This is a genomic window from Paenibacillus medicaginis, assembly GCF_042138635.1.
GTDB classification, from domain to species: domain Bacteria; phylum Bacillota; class Bacilli; order Paenibacillales; family Paenibacillaceae; genus Paenibacillus; species Paenibacillus medicaginis.
This window is the reverse complement of sequence record NZ_JBHIRY010000053.1, coordinates 1-17,088: the sequence shown is the minus strand read 5'-3', so window position 1 is coordinate 17,088 and position 17,088 is coordinate 1. Positions and strand designations below refer to the sequence as shown.

At 44.6% G+C, this 17,088-nt stretch carries 16 protein-coding genes, 2 pseudogenes and 1 other annotated feature; of the genes and pseudogenes, 15 read left to right on the top strand and 3 right to left on the bottom strand.

The window, feature by feature from the left end:
- Positions 1-165 precede the first annotated feature (165 nt).
- The 9 genes from ACE5LO_RS26760 to ACE5LO_RS26720 all read left to right on the top strand — a co-directional run bounded on the left by ACE5LO_RS26760 (position 166) and on the right by ACE5LO_RS26720 (position 10,135).
- Positions 166-399: a cell filamentation protein Fic gene (locus ACE5LO_RS26760; RefSeq protein WP_375522964.1), complete on the top strand. Its 234-nt coding sequence runs from the start codon at positions 166-168 to the stop codon at positions 397-399.
- A gap of 69 nt (positions 400-468) precedes the next feature.
- Positions 469-733, top strand: a binding site (T-box leader).
- A gap of 79 nt (positions 734-812) precedes the next feature.
- Positions 813-2,483 (top strand): 2-isopropylmalate synthase, encoded by a 1,671-nt coding sequence (leuA, locus tag ACE5LO_RS26755; RefSeq protein WP_375522963.1) that lies wholly within the window; start codon positions 813-815, stop codon positions 2,481-2,483.
- A gap of 180 nt (positions 2,484-2,663) precedes the next feature.
- Positions 2,664-4,337: a histidine kinase N-terminal 7TM domain-containing diguanylate cyclase gene (locus ACE5LO_RS26750; protein ID WP_375522962.1), complete on the top strand. Its 1,674-nt coding sequence runs from the start codon at positions 2,664-2,666 to the stop codon at positions 4,335-4,337.
- A 189-nt stretch (positions 4,338-4,526) separates the two neighbouring features.
- On the top strand, positions 4,527-6,389 hold the full coding sequence (locus ACE5LO_RS26745) for a beta-glucoside-specific PTS transporter subunit IIABC (RefSeq protein ID WP_375522961.1): 1,863 nt from the start codon (positions 4,527-4,529) through the stop codon (positions 6,387-6,389).
- A 19-nt stretch (positions 6,390-6,408) separates the two neighbouring features.
- Positions 6,409-7,869: a glycoside hydrolase family 1 protein gene (locus ACE5LO_RS26740; RefSeq protein ID WP_375522960.1), complete on the top strand. Its 1,461-nt coding sequence runs from the start codon at positions 6,409-6,411 to the stop codon at positions 7,867-7,869.
- 33 nt (positions 7,870-7,902) lie between these two features.
- Positions 7,903-8,751, top strand: a complete 849-nt coding sequence (locus ACE5LO_RS26735) for a BglG family transcription antiterminator (RefSeq protein ID WP_375522959.1) — start codon at positions 7,903-7,905, stop codon at positions 8,749-8,751.
- A 20-nt stretch (positions 8,752-8,771) separates the two neighbouring features.
- The gene (locus tag ACE5LO_RS26730) at positions 8,772-9,356 is read left to right on the top strand and encodes a YitT family protein (protein WP_375522958.1); all 585 of its coding nucleotides are present in this window, start codon (positions 8,772-8,774) and stop codon (positions 9,354-9,356) included.
- 135 nt (positions 9,357-9,491) lie between these two features.
- Complete coding sequence (locus ACE5LO_RS26725; RefSeq protein ID WP_375522957.1) at positions 9,492-9,755, top strand: hypothetical protein; 264 nt, start codon at positions 9,492-9,494, stop codon at positions 9,753-9,755.
- Positions 9,752-10,135, top strand: coding sequence for a retropepsin-like aspartic protease (locus tag ACE5LO_RS26720; protein WP_375522956.1), 384 nt, complete (start codon positions 9,752-9,754; stop codon positions 10,133-10,135). The genes ACE5LO_RS26725 and ACE5LO_RS26720 overlap by 4 nt, the downstream gene beginning before the upstream one ends.
- Positions 10,136-10,388: 253 nt before the next feature.
- On the opposite strand, the gene ACE5LO_RS26715 is transcribed toward ACE5LO_RS26720, so the two are convergent.
- Positions 10,389-10,709: a MazG nucleotide pyrophosphohydrolase domain-containing protein gene (locus tag ACE5LO_RS26715; protein ID WP_375522955.1), complete on the bottom strand. Its 321-nt coding sequence runs from the start codon at positions 10,707-10,709 to the stop codon at positions 10,389-10,391.
- A 72-nt stretch (positions 10,710-10,781) separates the two neighbouring features.
- On the opposite strand from ACE5LO_RS26715, the pseudogene ACE5LO_RS26710 reads away from it, so the two are divergent.
- Both ACE5LO_RS26710 and ACE5LO_RS26705 read left to right on the top strand, forming a co-directional pair.
- Positions 10,782-11,194 (top strand): annotated as a pseudogene (locus ACE5LO_RS26710) (LOG family protein); the annotation flags it as partial.
- Positions 11,195-11,260: 66 nt separating this feature from the next.
- Complete coding sequence (locus ACE5LO_RS26705) at positions 11,261-12,898, top strand: hypothetical protein (protein WP_375522954.1); 1,638 nt, start codon at positions 11,261-11,263, stop codon at positions 12,896-12,898.
- Between the two features lie 216 nt (positions 12,899-13,114).
- On the opposite strand, the gene ACE5LO_RS26700 is transcribed toward ACE5LO_RS26705, so the two are convergent.
- Complete coding sequence (locus ACE5LO_RS26700; protein WP_375522953.1) at positions 13,115-13,459, bottom strand: helix-turn-helix domain-containing protein; 345 nt, start codon at positions 13,457-13,459, stop codon at positions 13,115-13,117.
- Between the two features lie 103 nt (positions 13,460-13,562).
- Here ACE5LO_RS26700 and ACE5LO_RS26695 point away from each other — a divergent pair, with 103 nt between their 5' ends.
- From ACE5LO_RS26695 to ACE5LO_RS26680, 4 genes and pseudogenes are all read left to right on the top strand, one after another.
- Positions 13,563-13,946, top strand: coding sequence for an RNA-binding protein (locus ACE5LO_RS26695; protein WP_375522952.1), 384 nt, complete (start codon positions 13,563-13,565; stop codon positions 13,944-13,946).
- Positions 13,904-14,416: a hypothetical protein gene (locus tag ACE5LO_RS26690; protein WP_375522951.1), complete on the top strand. Its 513-nt coding sequence runs from the start codon at positions 13,904-13,906 to the stop codon at positions 14,414-14,416. Before ACE5LO_RS26695 ends, ACE5LO_RS26690 begins: the two co-directional genes overlap by 43 nt.
- 13 nt (positions 14,417-14,429) lie before the next feature.
- Positions 14,430-14,565, top strand: a pseudogene (locus ACE5LO_RS26685) (PhnA domain-containing protein); the annotation flags it as partial.
- 77 nt (positions 14,566-14,642) lie between these two features.
- Entirely contained in the window at positions 14,643-16,616 is a 1,974-nt protein-coding gene (locus tag ACE5LO_RS26680) for an AIPR family protein (protein WP_375522950.1), read from the top strand.
- Positions 16,617-16,646: 30 nt separating this feature from the next.
- On the opposite strand, the gene ACE5LO_RS26675 is transcribed toward ACE5LO_RS26680, so the two are convergent.
- Positions 16,647-16,988 carry a helix-turn-helix domain-containing protein gene (locus tag ACE5LO_RS26675; protein WP_375522949.1) on the bottom strand — a complete coding sequence of 114 codons (342 nt, stop codon included), beginning with the start codon at positions 16,986-16,988 and terminating at the stop codon, positions 16,647-16,649.
- Positions 16,989-17,088 lie beyond the last annotated feature (100 nt).

Sequence of the window (17,088 nt, the reverse complement as noted above, 5' to 3'; positions counted from 1 at the left end):
GAAAGCCGTGTGCGGGAAATCCGCATGCACGGTTTGACGGGGAGTCCGAGGGAGTAATCCCTCGTCTTACCCTACTGAATAGGTTTAACTTTGGAAATAGAATATAATGAATTCAGCGAGCTACATAAATTTTGAATAAAAATATTATAAAAAGGAGTGAGCAGAGTGGATTATCAGATACTACTGCAGAAAAAAGCTCTGTATGATCAGAGAAAAGACACACTCCCGGAAGCTACTGTTAAAAGTTATATACAGGCATTTGAACTGGAGTATACACATCATTCTACAGCCATTGAAGGAAACACCCTTTCATTGTTAGAAACGAAAGTACTGCTGGAAGAGGGTCTGTCGGTAGGCGGCAAAAAACTTCGGGAGATTTATGAGGTTGTCAATGCTTGACGTTATAAAGTTGAATTCAGATTGTACTTGACACCATCGTATTAGTGATATAGCATTATCCCTAATAATTATAATACGTTGAAAAGGAATAGTACGGTTTTCCAAGCGAACAGAGAGCTGTTGGATGGTGCGAAACAGCCGTGGAGAAGATCGGAACTCGCCTTGGAGTTGCTCGCTGAACCCGTGAAGTAGGTGGAGCCGGAGCCTGACCGTTATCATCAGGAGGATGCCGGGTTTGTCCGTTTTGGCAAACTCATATCCGTAGAGTGCATGCCGAGTATGGCATGAATTCGGAGTGGTACCGCGTAAGATGTCAAAGTCTTTCGTCTCTGTTAATGGAGATGAAAGGCTTTTTTTGCGCGTCCGGTCTTTGGCTGTCAGGCACGGAAAATCGATGAAAGGAAGGGATATCCATGAAAAACGTTAACAAGTACGCCAGAGGATATTTTATGCCGCCGGAGGCGAGCATGAATTGGACCCGGAAGGAATATGTTACAGAGGCGCCGACTTGGTGCAGCGTCGACCTTCGCGACGGCAATCAGGCGTTAATCGTTCCGATGAATCTGGAGGAAAAGCTGGAATACTTCAAATTGCTTGTAGATATCGGATTCAAGGAGATCGAAGTCGGATTTCCCGCAGCATCGGAAACGGAGTTCACCTTTTTGCGCACATTGATTGAGCAGGAATTGATCCCGGATGATGTAACGATCCAGGTGCTTACCCAATCGAGAGAGCATATTATCCGCAAAACCTTTGAAGCGTTGAAAGGTACGAAAAAAGCCGTAGTCCATTTGTACAACTCGACATCCGTGGCGCAGCGGGAACAGGTATTCCGCAAATCCAAACAAGAAATTATCGACATCGCTTTGAACGGCGCCAAGCTGCTGAAGCAGTGCGCGGAGGAAACGGAAGGGAATTTTCAGTTCCAGTATTCACCTGAAAGCTTTACAGGCACAGAAATCGAATTTGCGCTGGACATCTGCAACAGCGTGCTCGACATATGGCAGCCGACGGCGGAGAACCCGGTTATCATCAATCTGCCTGTAACGGTATCCATGTCCATGCCTCACGTCTACGCCAGCCAGATCGAATATATGAGCGAGCACCTGAATTTCCGGGAGCACGTGATTTTGTCGCTCCATCCGCATAACGACAGGGGAACAGGAGTGGCGGATGCGGAGCTGGGGATGCTGGCCGGAGCGCAGCGCGTCGAAGGTACTTTGTTCGGGAACGGGGAAAGAACAGGGAACGTGGACATTGTAACGCTGGCTCTGAACATGTACTCGCACGGGGTGGACCCGAAGTTGAGTTTTGAGAACATCCCTGCGATCATCTCCGTTTATGAGCGGCTGACCAAAATGAAAGTAAGCGAAAGACATCCTTACGGAGGTGAGCTGGTATTCACCGCGTTCTCCGGTTCGCATCAGGATGCCATTGCCAAAGGAATGAAATGGCGCGAGGAAGAGGAACCAGAGCATTGGTCGGTCCCTTATCTGCTAATTGATCCCAAGGACATCGGCAGGGAGTATGAAGGCGATATTATCCGTATTAACAGCCAGTCCGGCAAAGGCGGCATCGGGTATGTGCTGCAACTGAAGTACGGACTTGATCTCCCGGCGAAAATGCGCGAAAATTTCGGATACTTCGTTAAAAACGTATCAGATCAGCAGCAAAAGGAACTGATGCCTGATGAAATATACGATATTTTCGTGAAGGAATACGTGAATATCCAAACACCTGTGGAGTTTGTTAAATACCGCGCTACAGACCATGAAGATTTCCAAACCATCGTCACGATCCGGACCGGCAATGAAGCAAAGGAAATTACTGGGGCGGGGAACGGAAGACTTGATGCGATCAGCAATGCTCTGCAAACCGATCTTGGACTGAATTACACCGATTTGATCTACAAAGAGCACGCTCTGGAAACCGGCTCTAAATCACAGGCTGTCTCTTATATCGGCATCACGGCTCCGGACGGCAGCGTATATTGGGGCTGCGGCATTGACGTTGATATTATGACCTCATCTGTAAAAGCTCTGTTCAGTGCTGTGAATCAATTTAGCCGCAATACCCAGGTATAAGTCTGGTCAGCAGAGATTGGAATAGATCCTGACAATCATCTATTAATAAAGTAACTGTGACCCTTCTGCAGCATGCAAAAGGGTCTTTTTGCAGTTATTTTAATTTTCATGTATAAGGAATATACTATAATAGAATCGATCTAAATTATCGAATTTGTCGGATTAAAAAGGAGAAAATTTGTGAGCTTATCCGTATGGTACGATCTCTCTTTGTTCCTCCTGTTATTTGCATTATTTGTATATGTTTTTGCTACCGTTGCGATTACCGATTTGCGTAAGGTATACCTTTTGTTTCATTTCTTGATGATGCTTTGGCCGCTGTGTCAATTTGCTACGGGGATTACGCATGATCGGCATTTACAGCTGTTTTATGTGACCTTGTCTTTTGTCGCGCTCTCGATGTTGGGCAGCGGTTGGCTTCTTCTAACAGCTTTTCTTACCGGAAATGCCAGTAAATTAGGAAGAAAGAGATTACTCTTGCTGTCTATCCCTGCTGTTGTTGCAGCAGTCGGTGTGGCCATGAACCCGTTTAACCTTTTTGTAAAACCGCTGGAAGGCGGGTACATCCATAGAGAGTACGGTCCATGGTTTTGGGTTGTGATCGTCATTTTATTGAGCTACTTTTTTGCTTCCCTCTCTTTTTTGTTTCGAGCATTCCATTCTTGCAGAACGATATTAACCATCAAAAAACAAGTCAAAATAACGCTCTGGGGAATCTTCGTGCTGGCCACTTTTGCATTAACGGACCTGCTTCTTAATGTGGTCTTAAGGGAATGGCTCCCGATCATTCCGGGGTTGACCTCGGCGGGCATTTTTATTTCCGCTTTATTTTTTGTATTTGTCATTAAAAGATACAATGTTTTGGATATTGTCTCTATCGCTCATGAGGATGTGATCAATACAATTCCATATGGCATTATGGTAGTGGACGAGAACGAATCCATTATTGAAGTCAACAAAGCCTTACGGTTGTTTGTGGATGTAAATGTGGGCGATTATTTTGATATGGAGAAGTTTCTGGGATCTGTTCGAATAGCTGGCAGCAGCCGGAGATTCCTCGAGCATTACAAGCATAAAAACAATATATTATCTCAAATTGAAATCATCGTTGAGCGGGAACCTGTGAGTCATTTTATTTTGCAAGCTTCTCCGATCGTTGACTCTTACCGTATGCAAATCGGTCGTATTCTTATGTTCCAGGATATCTCGCAAGAACGCTATCTTGTTAAAGAACTGAATCGGCAAAATGAAATCCTGCGGGAACGCAATCATTCTCTTGATAGCATTCGCAACGAATTATCCATGGCCAATCAGAAACTTAAGGAAATGGCGCTTACGGACAGCTTGACCAATTGCTACAATCGCTATTATTTAACCGAACAGTTAACTCATGAGGTTAAAAACAATATTCAAAATAGAGCTCCGTTTTCGCTAATCCTCTTTGATGTTGATTTCTTTAAAGCCATAAACGACCGCTATGGACATGTCATAGGGGATGAGGTCCTTTATCGCACGGCTCAAACCGTTAAACAATCTCTGCGCAGTACGGATATTCTAATCCGTTACGGCGGGGAGGAATTCATCATCTATTTTCCGGATACAGACCGCCGGTTAGCTGAACAATTAGCGGAAGAAGTGAGATTATTGGTGGAGTCTACCCGCATCTTGGTGGGGCATGAAAACGAACCTGTTTCCATTACCCTCAGTATGGGGGCATTATCTGTTGAAAATTTTGATATTGAACATATGCCGGGCAATCCGGAAGGGTACTTAATGGGACTTCTTGCTGAGGCAGATAAGGCGCTTTACCAAGCCAAGAGCAATGGACGCAATCGGATTGAATTTGCCGGCTGACATATAGATGTTGACGCTTTCAAAATCATGATATATAATTCAATCAAACGAATACACCCATTAGACATGTGACTGGTAATGCAGGCAGGATCTAAAATGACAAATGATTGATTTGTCGTTTTAGGTCCTTTTTTATTTGCAAAAAAGCCTGCCCCTTTCACAAATTTGCGAAAGAAAGGAGCATTGGATATGGATTACAAACAGACAGCCGCGGAAGTTCTGAAGCATGTGGGCGGCAAGGAAAACATTGCCCATTTCGAGCACTGCTCGACAAGATTGCGGTTTTCTTTAGTCGATAACAGCAAAGCCGATGTCAAGCGACTCGAAAGTATTCCTGGAGTTATCGCTGTAAAAATGACCGGCCAGTGCCAGGTCGTCATCGGGAATGAAGTTGTTGAAGTTTATGATGCAGTCAATCATTTGCTGGGCTCGCCGAATCCGGACTCGGAATCCGCTGCGGCATCCGCCGCTAAACCGAAAGAGAAGAAGAAAGTCGGCAGCGTTATTTTGGATTTTATCGTGGGAGTGTTTCAGCCGCTGATTCCGGCCATTGCCGGCGCCGGGATGTTAAAGTCGCTGTTGCTGCTGCTCGGTTTAATGAATGTTCTCGACCCGGACGGCCACACGTATAAAATCCTGGTCCAAATTGGCGACGCGGCTCTGTACTTTCTTCCATTATTAGTGGCTGTTACCACCGCCAACAAACTGAAGGTAAATACTTTGGTGGCCCTGGCTGCCGTCGGCGCATTGCTTCTGCCGAACATGACGGCCATGCTTGGGGAAGGTGCTCAGTTGTTCGGGCTTCAGATCAAAAGCATCGCCTATGCCTATCAGGTCTTTCCGGCGATTCTGACCGTCTTGCTTTATGCCCAAATGGAAAAATGGTTTACGCGTATTACGCCGAAAGTGATCCGGATCTTTTTTGTCCCGATGATGTCGCTGCTCATTACCGTGCCGGTCTCGTTGCTCATTTTGGGCCCGCTCGGTTATACGCTCGGTGAGGGTTTCTCATCCATCATTTTAACTTTGTTCGATAAGGTGGGGTGGATTGCCGTAGCACTCTTGGCCGCCGTATTGCCGCTGATGGTATCTGTCGGCATGCACAAAGCGCTCGTTCCATACGTTCTCACCGCGTTAGGAAATACCGGCAAGGAATTGCTCTATTTGCCCGCATCGCTTGCCCACAATATCGCGGAAAGCGGCGCTTGCTTCGCCGTTGCGGTGCGGACCAAGGATAAAGCGCTAAGAGCCACGGCTCTCTCCGCCGGCATTTCCGCCTTGTTCGGCATTACGGAACCGGCCTTGTATGGGGTCACCCTGCAAAATAAAAAAGTGCTCGGCAGCGTCATGATCAGTTCTCTTATTGGCGGGGCGTTTACCGGTATTGTCGGCTTGCAGGCATTTGTGCTGGTCGGACCAGGACTGGCCAGTCTATCCATGTTCATCTCGGAAGAGCTGCCGCGAAATATCATCAATGCCGTCATCGCGCTGGTCATTTCTTTCGCTGTTGCCTTTGTGTTGACCTTTATTCTCGGCAAGGACAATAAGGCCAAAATGGAAGAGCACCAATCCGCTGACCAGCCAAATACGGTGAGAGAGTTCAAAAGCCCAGTGATTGGGGAAATGATTCCCTTATCTGAGGTGAACGATGAGGTCTTCTCCACCAAAGCGATGGGGGATGGAATTGCGGTCATTCCCGCCAAAGGTGAATTATACGCACCAGTGGATGGTAAAGTTGAGATGGTTTACGGCAGAAACCATGCCATTGCCATGAGTACGGCGAACGGCATCGAAATGCTGTTCCATGTAGGAATCGATACCGTAAGATTGCGGGGCAAATATTTCGAACCCCAGGTTAAAGCCGGGGATGAGGTCAAAGCCGGCGATTTATTGCTGAAGTTCGATCTTGAGAAGATTATTGGGGAAGGTTATGATCCGGTAACCATCGCCATCGTGACCAATAAGGACAAATACGCGGTAGAGACTGCTGTGGATGTAAAACAGGTAAATCAACAGGATACTTTGATGTTTGTAACCGCTATAGGAAATTAAACCAAGGGGGAGAATAGAAATGAGCAAAGGATTTCCAACAGACTTTTTATGGGGCGGCGCTATTGCCGCCAATCAGGCGGAAGGCGCTTGGAACGTGGATGGGAAAGGTCCGTCTGTAGCTGACATAGCCATGTATAGACCGCATTTAAATGTTGAGGATTACGAAGCGCACCAGGTCGTTACCACCGAAATGATCGAACGGGCGATGCAAGATCCGGACGTCCCAAAATATCCCAAACGCAGAGGGATCGATTTTTATCATCGATATAAGGAGGATTTGGCCCTGTTTGCCGAAATGGGCTTCAAGGCGCTGCGCGTCTCGATTGCCTGGAGCCGGATTTTTCCGACCGGGGAAGAGAACGAGCCCAATGAATTGGGGCTGAAGTTTTACGACGGCTTGTTCACGGAAATGAGACGGCTTGGCATCGAACCGATCGTCACGCTTTCCCACTATGAAATGCCGCTTGCTTTAAGCGTCAAATACAACGGCTGGGCGGAAAGAAAGGTCATCGATTATTTTGTGAAATTCAGCAATGTCTGCTTCACGCGTTATAAGGACCTGGTGAAATACTGGCTGACCTTCAACGAAATCGACAGCATCATCCGCCATCCGTTCACAACTGCGGGCATTGTCCCGGATCGTTGTCCGGAGGGCAAGGTGGAAGAAGTCATTTATCAGGCGCTGCATCACCAGTTTGTCGCCTCGGCGCAGGTGACGGCGGATTGCCACCGCATCATTCCGGGCAGCCAGGTAGGCTGCATGCTGACGATGCTGACGACCTATCCGAATACATGCCACCCCAAAGATGTGGAGATTACGCTGATGAGGAATCTGCACACTTATTTTTACGCGGATGTGCAGGTATTTGGAGAATACCCGCCCCTGATCGAAACCATGCTCGAGCAGAAAAATATTCATCTGCAAATGGAACAGGGAGATAGGGAGATTTTGCGGAAGCACACGGTCGATTTTGTTTCTTTCAGCTACTATATGTCGTTAACCGAGTCCGCCAAAGAGGGGCTGGAGCGAACGTCAGGCAATACGATCACAGGGGTGAAAAATCCTTATTTGCCCGTAACGGATTGGGGATGGCAGATTGACCCGGTGGGCCTGAAAATTTCCTTAATTGAGTTATACGACCGCTATAAAAAACCGCTGCTCATTGTGGAAAACGGCATGGGCGCCGTGGACCAGGTGGAAAGCGACGGCTCCATCCACGATGACTACCGGATCAAATATTTTAGAGAACACTTTGCACAAATGAGAGAAGCGGTAGAAGCCGGCGTTGACCTGTTCGGTTACACAAGCTGGGGATCGATTGATATCATCAGTGCTTCCACGTCTCAAATGTCCAAAAGATACGGTTTTATTTATGTCGATCAGGATGACGAAGGAAACGGCACGTTGCAGCGCAGCCGCAAGGATTCTTTTTATTGGTATAAAAAAGTAATTGAAAGCAATGGTGAAGATCTGGATTAATTGCCCATCTTTCGGTCAGGAAGGTGATCCGTGGTGATCAAAATCAAAAAAGTGTTGAATTCCAGCGTCGTTTTGGTAGAGGATGAGCAGAACAAGGAATATATTCTGTTTGGCAAAGGCATCGGTTATGGTCAAAAAGCGGGCAATATCGTCGAGGAACACCAGGCCGACCAAATGTTCGTACCTGTCGAAAATGTCAAAGTCAAGGAGTATCTCGGTGTATTGGACGCCATTCCTCCGGTATACGTGGAGCTGACCGGGCAGATTGTGGCATACGCGGAAAAGAAGCTGCAGACCAAGCTCAACACGGGGATCTATTTTACCCTGATGGATCATTTGCATTTCGCGGTGGAACGGTATCATAAAAATATTGCGATTACCAACAAGGTTTTTTGGGAAATTAAAAATTACTATACTGAAGAATATGAGATCGGGCTATTCTCCTTGGAGCTGATCAAAGAAAAGCTGCACATCGAAATGCCCAAGGAGGAAGCGGCCAATATCGCTTTTCATTTAATCAATGCCCAAAGCGAGGAGAAGGAATCCAAGGACGGCATGAAGATGGCCAAAATGATTGGCAGCATCGTCAACCTGGTCAGGTATTCGATGAATATTGATATGGATACAGAAAACGTTCATTATACCCGCTTTGTCACCCATGTGAAGTTTTTTGTGGAGCGATTATATACGGATAAGATGTTAGAGAGCAGTGACAATATATTGTTTGAACAAATCGCCAGCCTTTATCCGGAGTCGATGGACGGAGCTTTTAAAATCAAGGAGTATGTCAACCAGGTGTACGGGAAGACCATTCCAAACGAGGAACTCACCTATCTGGCCGTGCATATTCACAGGTTAATTTCCCATAACCAGTTGGCTTAGACAGACGGGGGCCCTCTACATTGAGAGTAAGTAACATCATGATTTCATTCGTTGGATGTTTTATTATGGCTTTAGGCGTGAATCTCGGTTATGTTCCTGTTCATCTATTTAGCACAGGTTTTCCGGGGATCGGGGTTCTTACCCTCTATGTTTTGAATTGGAATACAGGCATCGTTGTATTTGCTCTTAATATTCCTTTATTTTTACTGGCGTGGAAGCGTATTGGGCGTTCCTTTGTTATCCAGACGGTGATGGTTGCAGGGGTTCTGTCGGTCTTCCTTGACCTTTTGTATCCTATCCGGAATTGGGTGCATCCTCCTTTATGGTTAGGCATTGTGATTGGAGGGGCTTTTTTGGGATTGGGGTCGGGAATCGTTTTTCGACAAGGACTGACCAGCGGGGGTGTAGGGCTATTAGCTCGGTTAATTCAACTTCGTTTTCCGAATCTGAAAATGGGAACCGTTCATATTGCATTTGACTTTTTGGTGCTTATACTAGGAGCCATGGTCATGGATATCAAGACGGCATTCTTTACTTTCTTGGCATCCATCATTATGGGAAGAACAATGGATTTCACAAAATCCGTGCGGAGGCCGTTAAAATAAGGTTTGTTTGGAACCACATTACGAAGGAGATGTGGTTTCAAACAAACCCAGTTGGGGTGGCGTGAGACGTTGATTTGGCCGCTGATGGATGTGATATAATAAAAGAAAATGGGGCATACGAACGGAGGGTTGTCCATGCAATGGTCAGAGGTGCGTAGCCGCTATTCTGCGCAATGGGTGTTGGTTGAAGCTATTGAAGCAAGCACGCAAGGCAACAAGCGTGTTCTAGATCAGTTGAACGTAATTGGCTCTTTTGACGATAACAGTAAAGAAGCGCTCCGATCATATATCAAGTTGCATCGGGAGAATAAGCAACGGGAAATGTACGTTGTTCATACATCTCACGACCAACTTGACATCACCGTGACGCAATGGACAGGAGTGCGGGCGCTTCGATGAAGATGAAGATCAGGAACGGACTGCCTTTTGTGGAACTTGTGATTGCACACAAAGGGATGGAGCGCACCATTTCTAACGTTCTGATTGATACCGGATCCGCCGCGACATTGTTATCTGCTGAAATTGCAGCGGAAGTAGGGCTGGAGCCAGAGTTAATGGATATGATTCGGACGATGCGAGGAATTGGCGGCGAGGAGTACGTCTACGAGAAGAAAGTTGATCATGTACGGATGGGTGAGTCCTCCTTACCAGGATTCACGATTCAGATCGGTGCGATGGATTATGGCTTCGATATGTATGGGATTATCGGGGCTGATTTCTTGCTATCCGTCGGTGCAGTCATCGATATGAAACGTCATGAGATTCGTGTTTCGGGGTAGAGATACGAAGCAAGGATGATTTAGTGTTTGAGCCTGACAGTTCTCAGTTGCTCAGCAGAGTTGGCAAGTAACACTTCACAACTGCAAGTAGATGCCGGTACGTGTAGATTTTGCCGATATTGAACCTGTAAGTTTGACTTACAAGTTCTTCAGCGAAGGAGCAATTGTTCGGAAATTCCGAACAATTGCTCCTTCGCTTATTTAGGAAATCTAGTATTGGTTCGAGAAAAACGTCGCTTTCCAAGTGGGGGGGTTATTCATCACGGAACCTTTGTTTTAACTTTCTCACATGGGTTTCCATGATCTCTTCCATGCTGATATCATACTTCTTAGCCAAAATGATCAGATTGCTGAGCACATCTCCCAGTTCTTCTGTTAGCTCCCTCTTTAGTTCATCCGTTCGTTTATCAGCTTCGTCAGGGCGATTCCTCCCGATTTCCAACGAACGCACCACTCTTGCGACTTCTCCTGTCTCTTCCATTAAAAAGCCCATTCGAATAAATGGACCATAGTCCGCCCATCCTCTGGTTTTATAAAAAGCTTCTACCCAGTGCTGAAATTCCTTTGAATCCATCTCTTCACATCCATATCTATATTTAGCAACATATATATCATATCATAACAAGATGTAGTGTAAGGGATGTGTATGAAAAAAATATGTGTCTATGCCGGATCTAACTCGGGGGAAGAAACTGAACTTCAGATCCATGCCCAACATTTAGGTGAAGAAATAGTAAGGAACGGATTGGAGCTTGTCTACGGGGGATCCAATGTTGGATTGATGGGCGAGGTGGCAAATACCGTATTAGAATTAGGCGGCACTGTGACTGGCGTTATGCCGAAGGGATTGTTTGCTGGAGAAATGGTTCATACTGGTTGTCCAAACTGATTGAAGTAGAGAATATGCATCAACGGAAGGCGACCATGAGTGAATTGGCAGATGGTTTTATTGCATTGCCCGGAGGATATGGGACATTTGAAGAACTCTTTGAAGCATTATGCTGGACTCAGATTGGAATTCATAAAAAGCCTGTTGGTATTTTCAATATTAATGAGTATTCTGGACAGTGAAAAGTTCTCGTCGAAAAAACGTCACATAGCAAAATAACCCAATCAAGCAAATCCATGATATCCTTAAGGTTCTCAGGCCAGAAAGGAGATCAGATCGCAAGAGAGGGTTACAAGAATAGTGTATTCTTTTTTCTCACGATCGACCAGTCTATGTTGAAATATTTGAATGAAATTCTGTCTACATTTCGAACTTGCTTCTCCCGCGCTGCCACCTTCGAGTGGTTCGTTGTCCTCGTTGTCGGCCTGATGGTCCGTTCCGACCATCTCGGTGTAACCTCCATCATTCGGGATCTGGCGCTGAATCCGCGTCATTACGAGTCCATGATCCATTTCTTTCGTTCTTCCGCCCGGTCGCTCGAATCGCTGCGGCTGGCCTGGCAGGAAGCCGTCTGCCGTTTCGCTCCGCTCCTCCACGTGCGCGGGCGTGTCGTGCTCGTTGGCGACGGGATGAAGCAGGCCAAGGAAGGACGGCATATGCCGGGCGTGAAGAAGCTGCACCAAGAATCTGAAAATGCTTCCAAGGGCGAGTACATTTTCGGTCATCTGTTCGGTGCCATCGGTATTCTGGCGGGCACGCCGCAAAAGTGGTTCTGCCTGCCTCTGTTTATGAATCTGCAGGACGGCACCTTTGGTGAGGCGCTGCTTCTGCCGGACCGCTATTTTCTGTCCATCCCCGCACTGCAGCGGCTAACGGACATCAATCAATCGGGCGATGTACGCATGCACCTGGTCACGAAAGCCAAAATGAATGCGGTCGCCTACGAACCACCTGCGCCAAAGAAGCCGGGCCGCGGTCGCCCGCCGAAGAAAGGCAAGATGCTGAAGCTTGCTGAGTTGTTCCAGACGCGCGAGGCCGATTTTCAAACCGCTGTTGTGACGCTCTATGGCAAGGAAGAAATCGTTTCCTTCCTGTGTCTGGATTTGTTATGGGGCCAGGGCCTATATCAGGAACTGCGCTTCGTTCTCGTTCGGCACGGCGACCGCCTTTCGATTCTCGTCAGCACCGATTTGGCGCTGGAGGCGACGGAGATCATCGCGCTATACGGATACCGTTTCAAGATTGAATGTACGTTTCGGGAAATGAAGCAAGTGATCGGCGCGTTCGGTTACCGTTTCTGGAGCGCGTCGATGCCGAAGCTGAACCGCTACCGTCGCAAAGGAGAGGCGGATCCGCTGGAGCAGGTGACCGAACGCGTCCGATCGGAAACGGATTCGACTGACCCTCCAGGCCATCGAAGGCTTCGTCATGTGCAGCGTCATCGCGATGGGTTTGGTGCAGCTTTTGGCTTTACACTTTTCCGGTCGAACGCCTGCACTGTTCTTCCGCTATCTGCGCACACCGTCCAAATCCATCGTGTCGGAGGCGACCGTCGTAGTTTACTTGCGCCAATCGATTTTTCGTTTGTTTGCTCAAAACCCGCATCTGGCCCTAACTCAAATAATTCGTTCCAAGCAGAAATCGTCCCATTCGGACACGGATTCGCTTGCTTCTTAAACGTGAAAACTTTTCACTGTCCAGAGTATTATGATCCACAGTTAACAATGGTCCATCAAGGGGTTAGAAAAGGATTTATGAATCCAAGCCATTTGGATTTGATGGTAATAGCTACAGAAGCAGCCGATCTCTTAGGCCGAATGAAAACATACCAATACCCGATATTAGAGAATAGGTGGAAACAATTATCAAGATAGGGAATATGCTCTTCAAAGCATGGTGGAATGATACTTCGAAGTGAGGTGGGACAGAAATCACCATCTCAAGTATTGTTGCTCAAGTTGCCGAAGATTTAAAGAGATAAGATTGACGTTTAGCACGTAGGAGCTGGTCGCCACCAGCTCCCTTCACATTTTTCGTCAATAGACCTGTTAAGATGAACCGTACCACTAGCGAGGTGAAAAATTGAGGTGCTAATCAAATGCACGTTTAAATTCAATATTTATTTTCCTAAGGCTACTAATCTGTTTCTCATTTAATGAGCTAACAATTCCTATGAATTCATCAATAGCCTCTCTCTTTAAAGACTCGTCGTTATTTATTTCGCTATCCGAATACATCAACTCACTAAGGGAAACATTCAGGGCGATTAGAACTTTCTCCAACGTATCTATAGAAAAGTTTCTTTCGCCTCTTTCTAATGCCCCAATATATCTATAATCCAATCCGGCGATATCAGCCAGTTTCTGCTGTGTAAGGCCTTTTGCATTTCTCATTGCTCTAATCCGTGTACCGACTAATTGGCGCAGATCTGACATTATAACCACCTCATAACAAGCTTAGATAAGATAGGCTATAAAAGTCAGGACAAAATATCTAGCAATAATGGTATGAAATTGCACATTATAAGTAGTATAATGAATGAAACTAGTCATTCCCCAGGAGTGTGGCTTCGTCTATACTACTTTTGTAAAAGAACTATCTTTGCAAACTTTCATCCTGAAATCACTCAAACCGGACATCGTTGTTGAGATGCTGAGTATGGCTGCAGGCTTTGAAAATTGGAGCAAGGTGATGGGGACGGCGGATATTTTGTACCAATGCGTGAAGTGTATTCGTGAAGAGCGGCAGGTACGTCAATCCAAGGGATGGTCTGCCCGATATAACCCTGCTGAGCGCCCGTTGCTGTATTATCACGGATATAGTCTTGAAATGAAGGGTCTTGCCTATCAGAAGCTGGGAAGGGTAGAGGAGGCACGAGTGTGTATCAGGCGATATGCGGGGTTGGAATGGGGGGGACGCTGAATGAGGCGGAAGAACAGGTGATACAGGAGTTCAAACATAAAGCACAGATGAACCTGTTTGCCCTGGAGATTGAGATGGGACAGGAAGATCTGCTGGAGGAATATGTGAGTTTTCTGCATAAGCATCCCGATGAATGTGTGAAGGGGTTGACCACGATTATGGAGGCGGCGGTGCGGTATGGGTGGCGGATTGATCGGATTTTACATACGTTCAGTGAACAAGCTGTGGGCTTTGCCATAGAATCAGGTTCATCAAACAACGATGAAATTTACCACTATTTCTACCAACGGGCGATGTATGAACAGTGGATGGGGCGACCGCGTGATGCAGTCGAGTGCATTTTGCAGGCGCTAAGACTTGCCCATAAGCTGGGGAGGGTATTTCAAGAGGTGTGCTGCACAGTTGGAATCGTTGCGGGAAGCCGCGACGAAGGAGCAAATAGAGCGGTATCGAGCACTTTTGAAGAGTGAGGAGTAAATGCGAATTAAGGACCTGAAAGTATCATCAGTTCTGAAGATCGGCACCAAAGTCAAAAATATCCGTCTGGTTTGATGGGGATCACGACATTAATTGCAAAATCGACGGATTCGGAGCGATGAAGTTAAAGTCGAGTTTATAAAAAAGCAGGATAATGGAGAGAAGTGTAGAATTTACAATAGGTCATCAGAACATAATTTGTAAGTCGGAGGGATTATAATGAATAAAATTATTGAAAGCTTTTTAGAAACTCATGTAAAAGAATATAGTATAGAAAATATGAAAAAAGAGACGGCTTTCGAACATTTTATTAATAGATGTATTATAAATAAGTATACTCTCGATCGTTTTGATCCTAACGATGTAATGACAGATGAAGGCGAAAAGGGATTAGATGGGGTTGCCATAATCATTAATGATAAGTTAGTTGTAACAAAGGACGATGTAACTAGCATTATTAATGAATCCAACTCATTAGAAGTGAAGTTTATTTTTATTCAGTCTAAAACAAGTGAAAGCTTCAGTGGTTCTGAAATTGGTGATTTTGTTTATGGAGTAAAAGCATTTTTTGAGAGTGAAGAAAAGAGACCAAAGACCAACGAAAAAATGGAAACCCTAATTGAAATAAAAGATATTATTTATTCACATAGTGTTGATTTTAATGAATCCCCTACATTGGATTTATTTTATGTTTGTTGTGGAAAATGGAATGAAGATAACGGGTTGCAAGATAGAATTAATATTGAGATCAAGCCCTTTAAGCTTTCACAAGATTTCTCAGTTGTTGATTTCCTTCCGTACGGTTCCGAGAAAATCATTCTAACATATAAAGAACTAAAGAAGAAAATAAGCAGAACAATTATAATGGAAAAAAAAGTTTCATTCCCCAAAATAGAGGGGGTAAACCAAGCTTATTTAGGGGTTGTTAAGTGTAAGGACTTTGTACAAATATTAAAAGATAGTGATGGTAATATGCTTACAAATATTTTTGAAGACAATGTAAGAGATTTTCAGGGGTATAACTCCGTTAATTTGGAAATAAAGGAAACTATAATAAACGAGGTGGATCAAGCTCGTTTTGCTGTGTTAAATAATGGGATTACCATTATGGCTAAAACAATAAAAGTAACGGGTGATACTGTAGAGTTATTTGATTATCAAATAGTTAATGGTTGCCAGTCAAGTTACGTTCTGTTTGAAAATGAGAAGTATATTAACGATTTATCACATGTTGTAGTAAAGGTTATAGAAGTCCGAGAAGATGTAATATCTGACCGTGTTATTTTTACAACAAATAGACAAACGGAAGTGAAATCTGAAGCATTCACATCAACCAAACACTTCCATAAACGGCTTCAGGATTTTTATAACTCAATAGAGCCCCAATTTAGATTATATTATGAGCGAAGATCAAAACAGTATGACTTAGCAGATAACATTAGCAAGAACAAGGTAGTAACTTTGACTACTCAAATTTCTTCATATATTTCGATGTTCTTAAATGAGCCGCACAGTACACATAGATACTATGGGGAGCTGCTAAATTCTTACAAAAACAAAATATTTTTAGATAGTGATGGTTATGAAGCCTATTATGTTGCTGCATACTTCAATTATTATTTAGATAAGAAAATTAAAGTTGGGACTATTGCAAAGAAGTATAAGAAATTTAAATTTCATTTGATGTGCGCAATGAGGGGGCTACATGTTGGTACCCAGGTAAGCTTTGGTCAAACTCGAAAACAAAGAAAAGAGTTTGAGGCACTTTTCTCGTTAGTTAAAGACGAAAGAAGTATGGAGCAATGTCTGAAAACAGCAATTATGTGCTTGGATGAGGCACTTAGAAGTTCTCATGTTCCAGTGGATGAGCATCATCGAAGTAAGGAAGTAACCACTGCATTATTAAAACAAGTTACGTTATATACAAATGCTAAGGGAAGTTTGGAGTTTTTAAAAATAGGGGACGTAGTTCATTGTACAGTAACATCAGTTAGCCAATCATTTATCAATGTTACTATTAAGACGGATGATTCAAGAAACTATGGTTCAATACATATTTCACGGGTTGCAAAAAAGTATATAGAAAATTTAAAAGACGAGGTGAAAATTGGAGATATATTCCAAACAAAAATACTCAACGATGACTTTTACGAAAGTAAATGGGGATGGGATTTATCCAAAATAATAGAATGAGGACGAAACTCTATTCTCCAATATTGCTAATCAAAATGCACGTTTAAATTCAATATTTATATTCCTAATGCTTCTAATTTGTTTCTCATTCAACATACTGACAATTCCTATGAATTCATCAATTGCTTCTCGCTTTAAAGACTCGTCGTTATCTATTTCACTATCTGAATACATCAGCTCACTAAGGGAAACATTTAGGGCGATTAGAACTTTCTCCAGTGTATCAATGGAAAAATTTCTTTCGCCTCTTTCTAATGCCCCAATATATCTATAATCCAATCCGGCGATATCAGCCAGTTTCTGCTGTGTAAGACCTTTTGCATTTCTCATTGCTCTAATCCGTGTACCAACTAATTGGCGCAGATCTGACATTATAACCACCTCATAACAAGCTTAGGGACTGTAGTGAAATAAACGCCCTAATAAAACACACGTAGAACTGGAAATGAGCGAAGCATGATTCAGCAATATC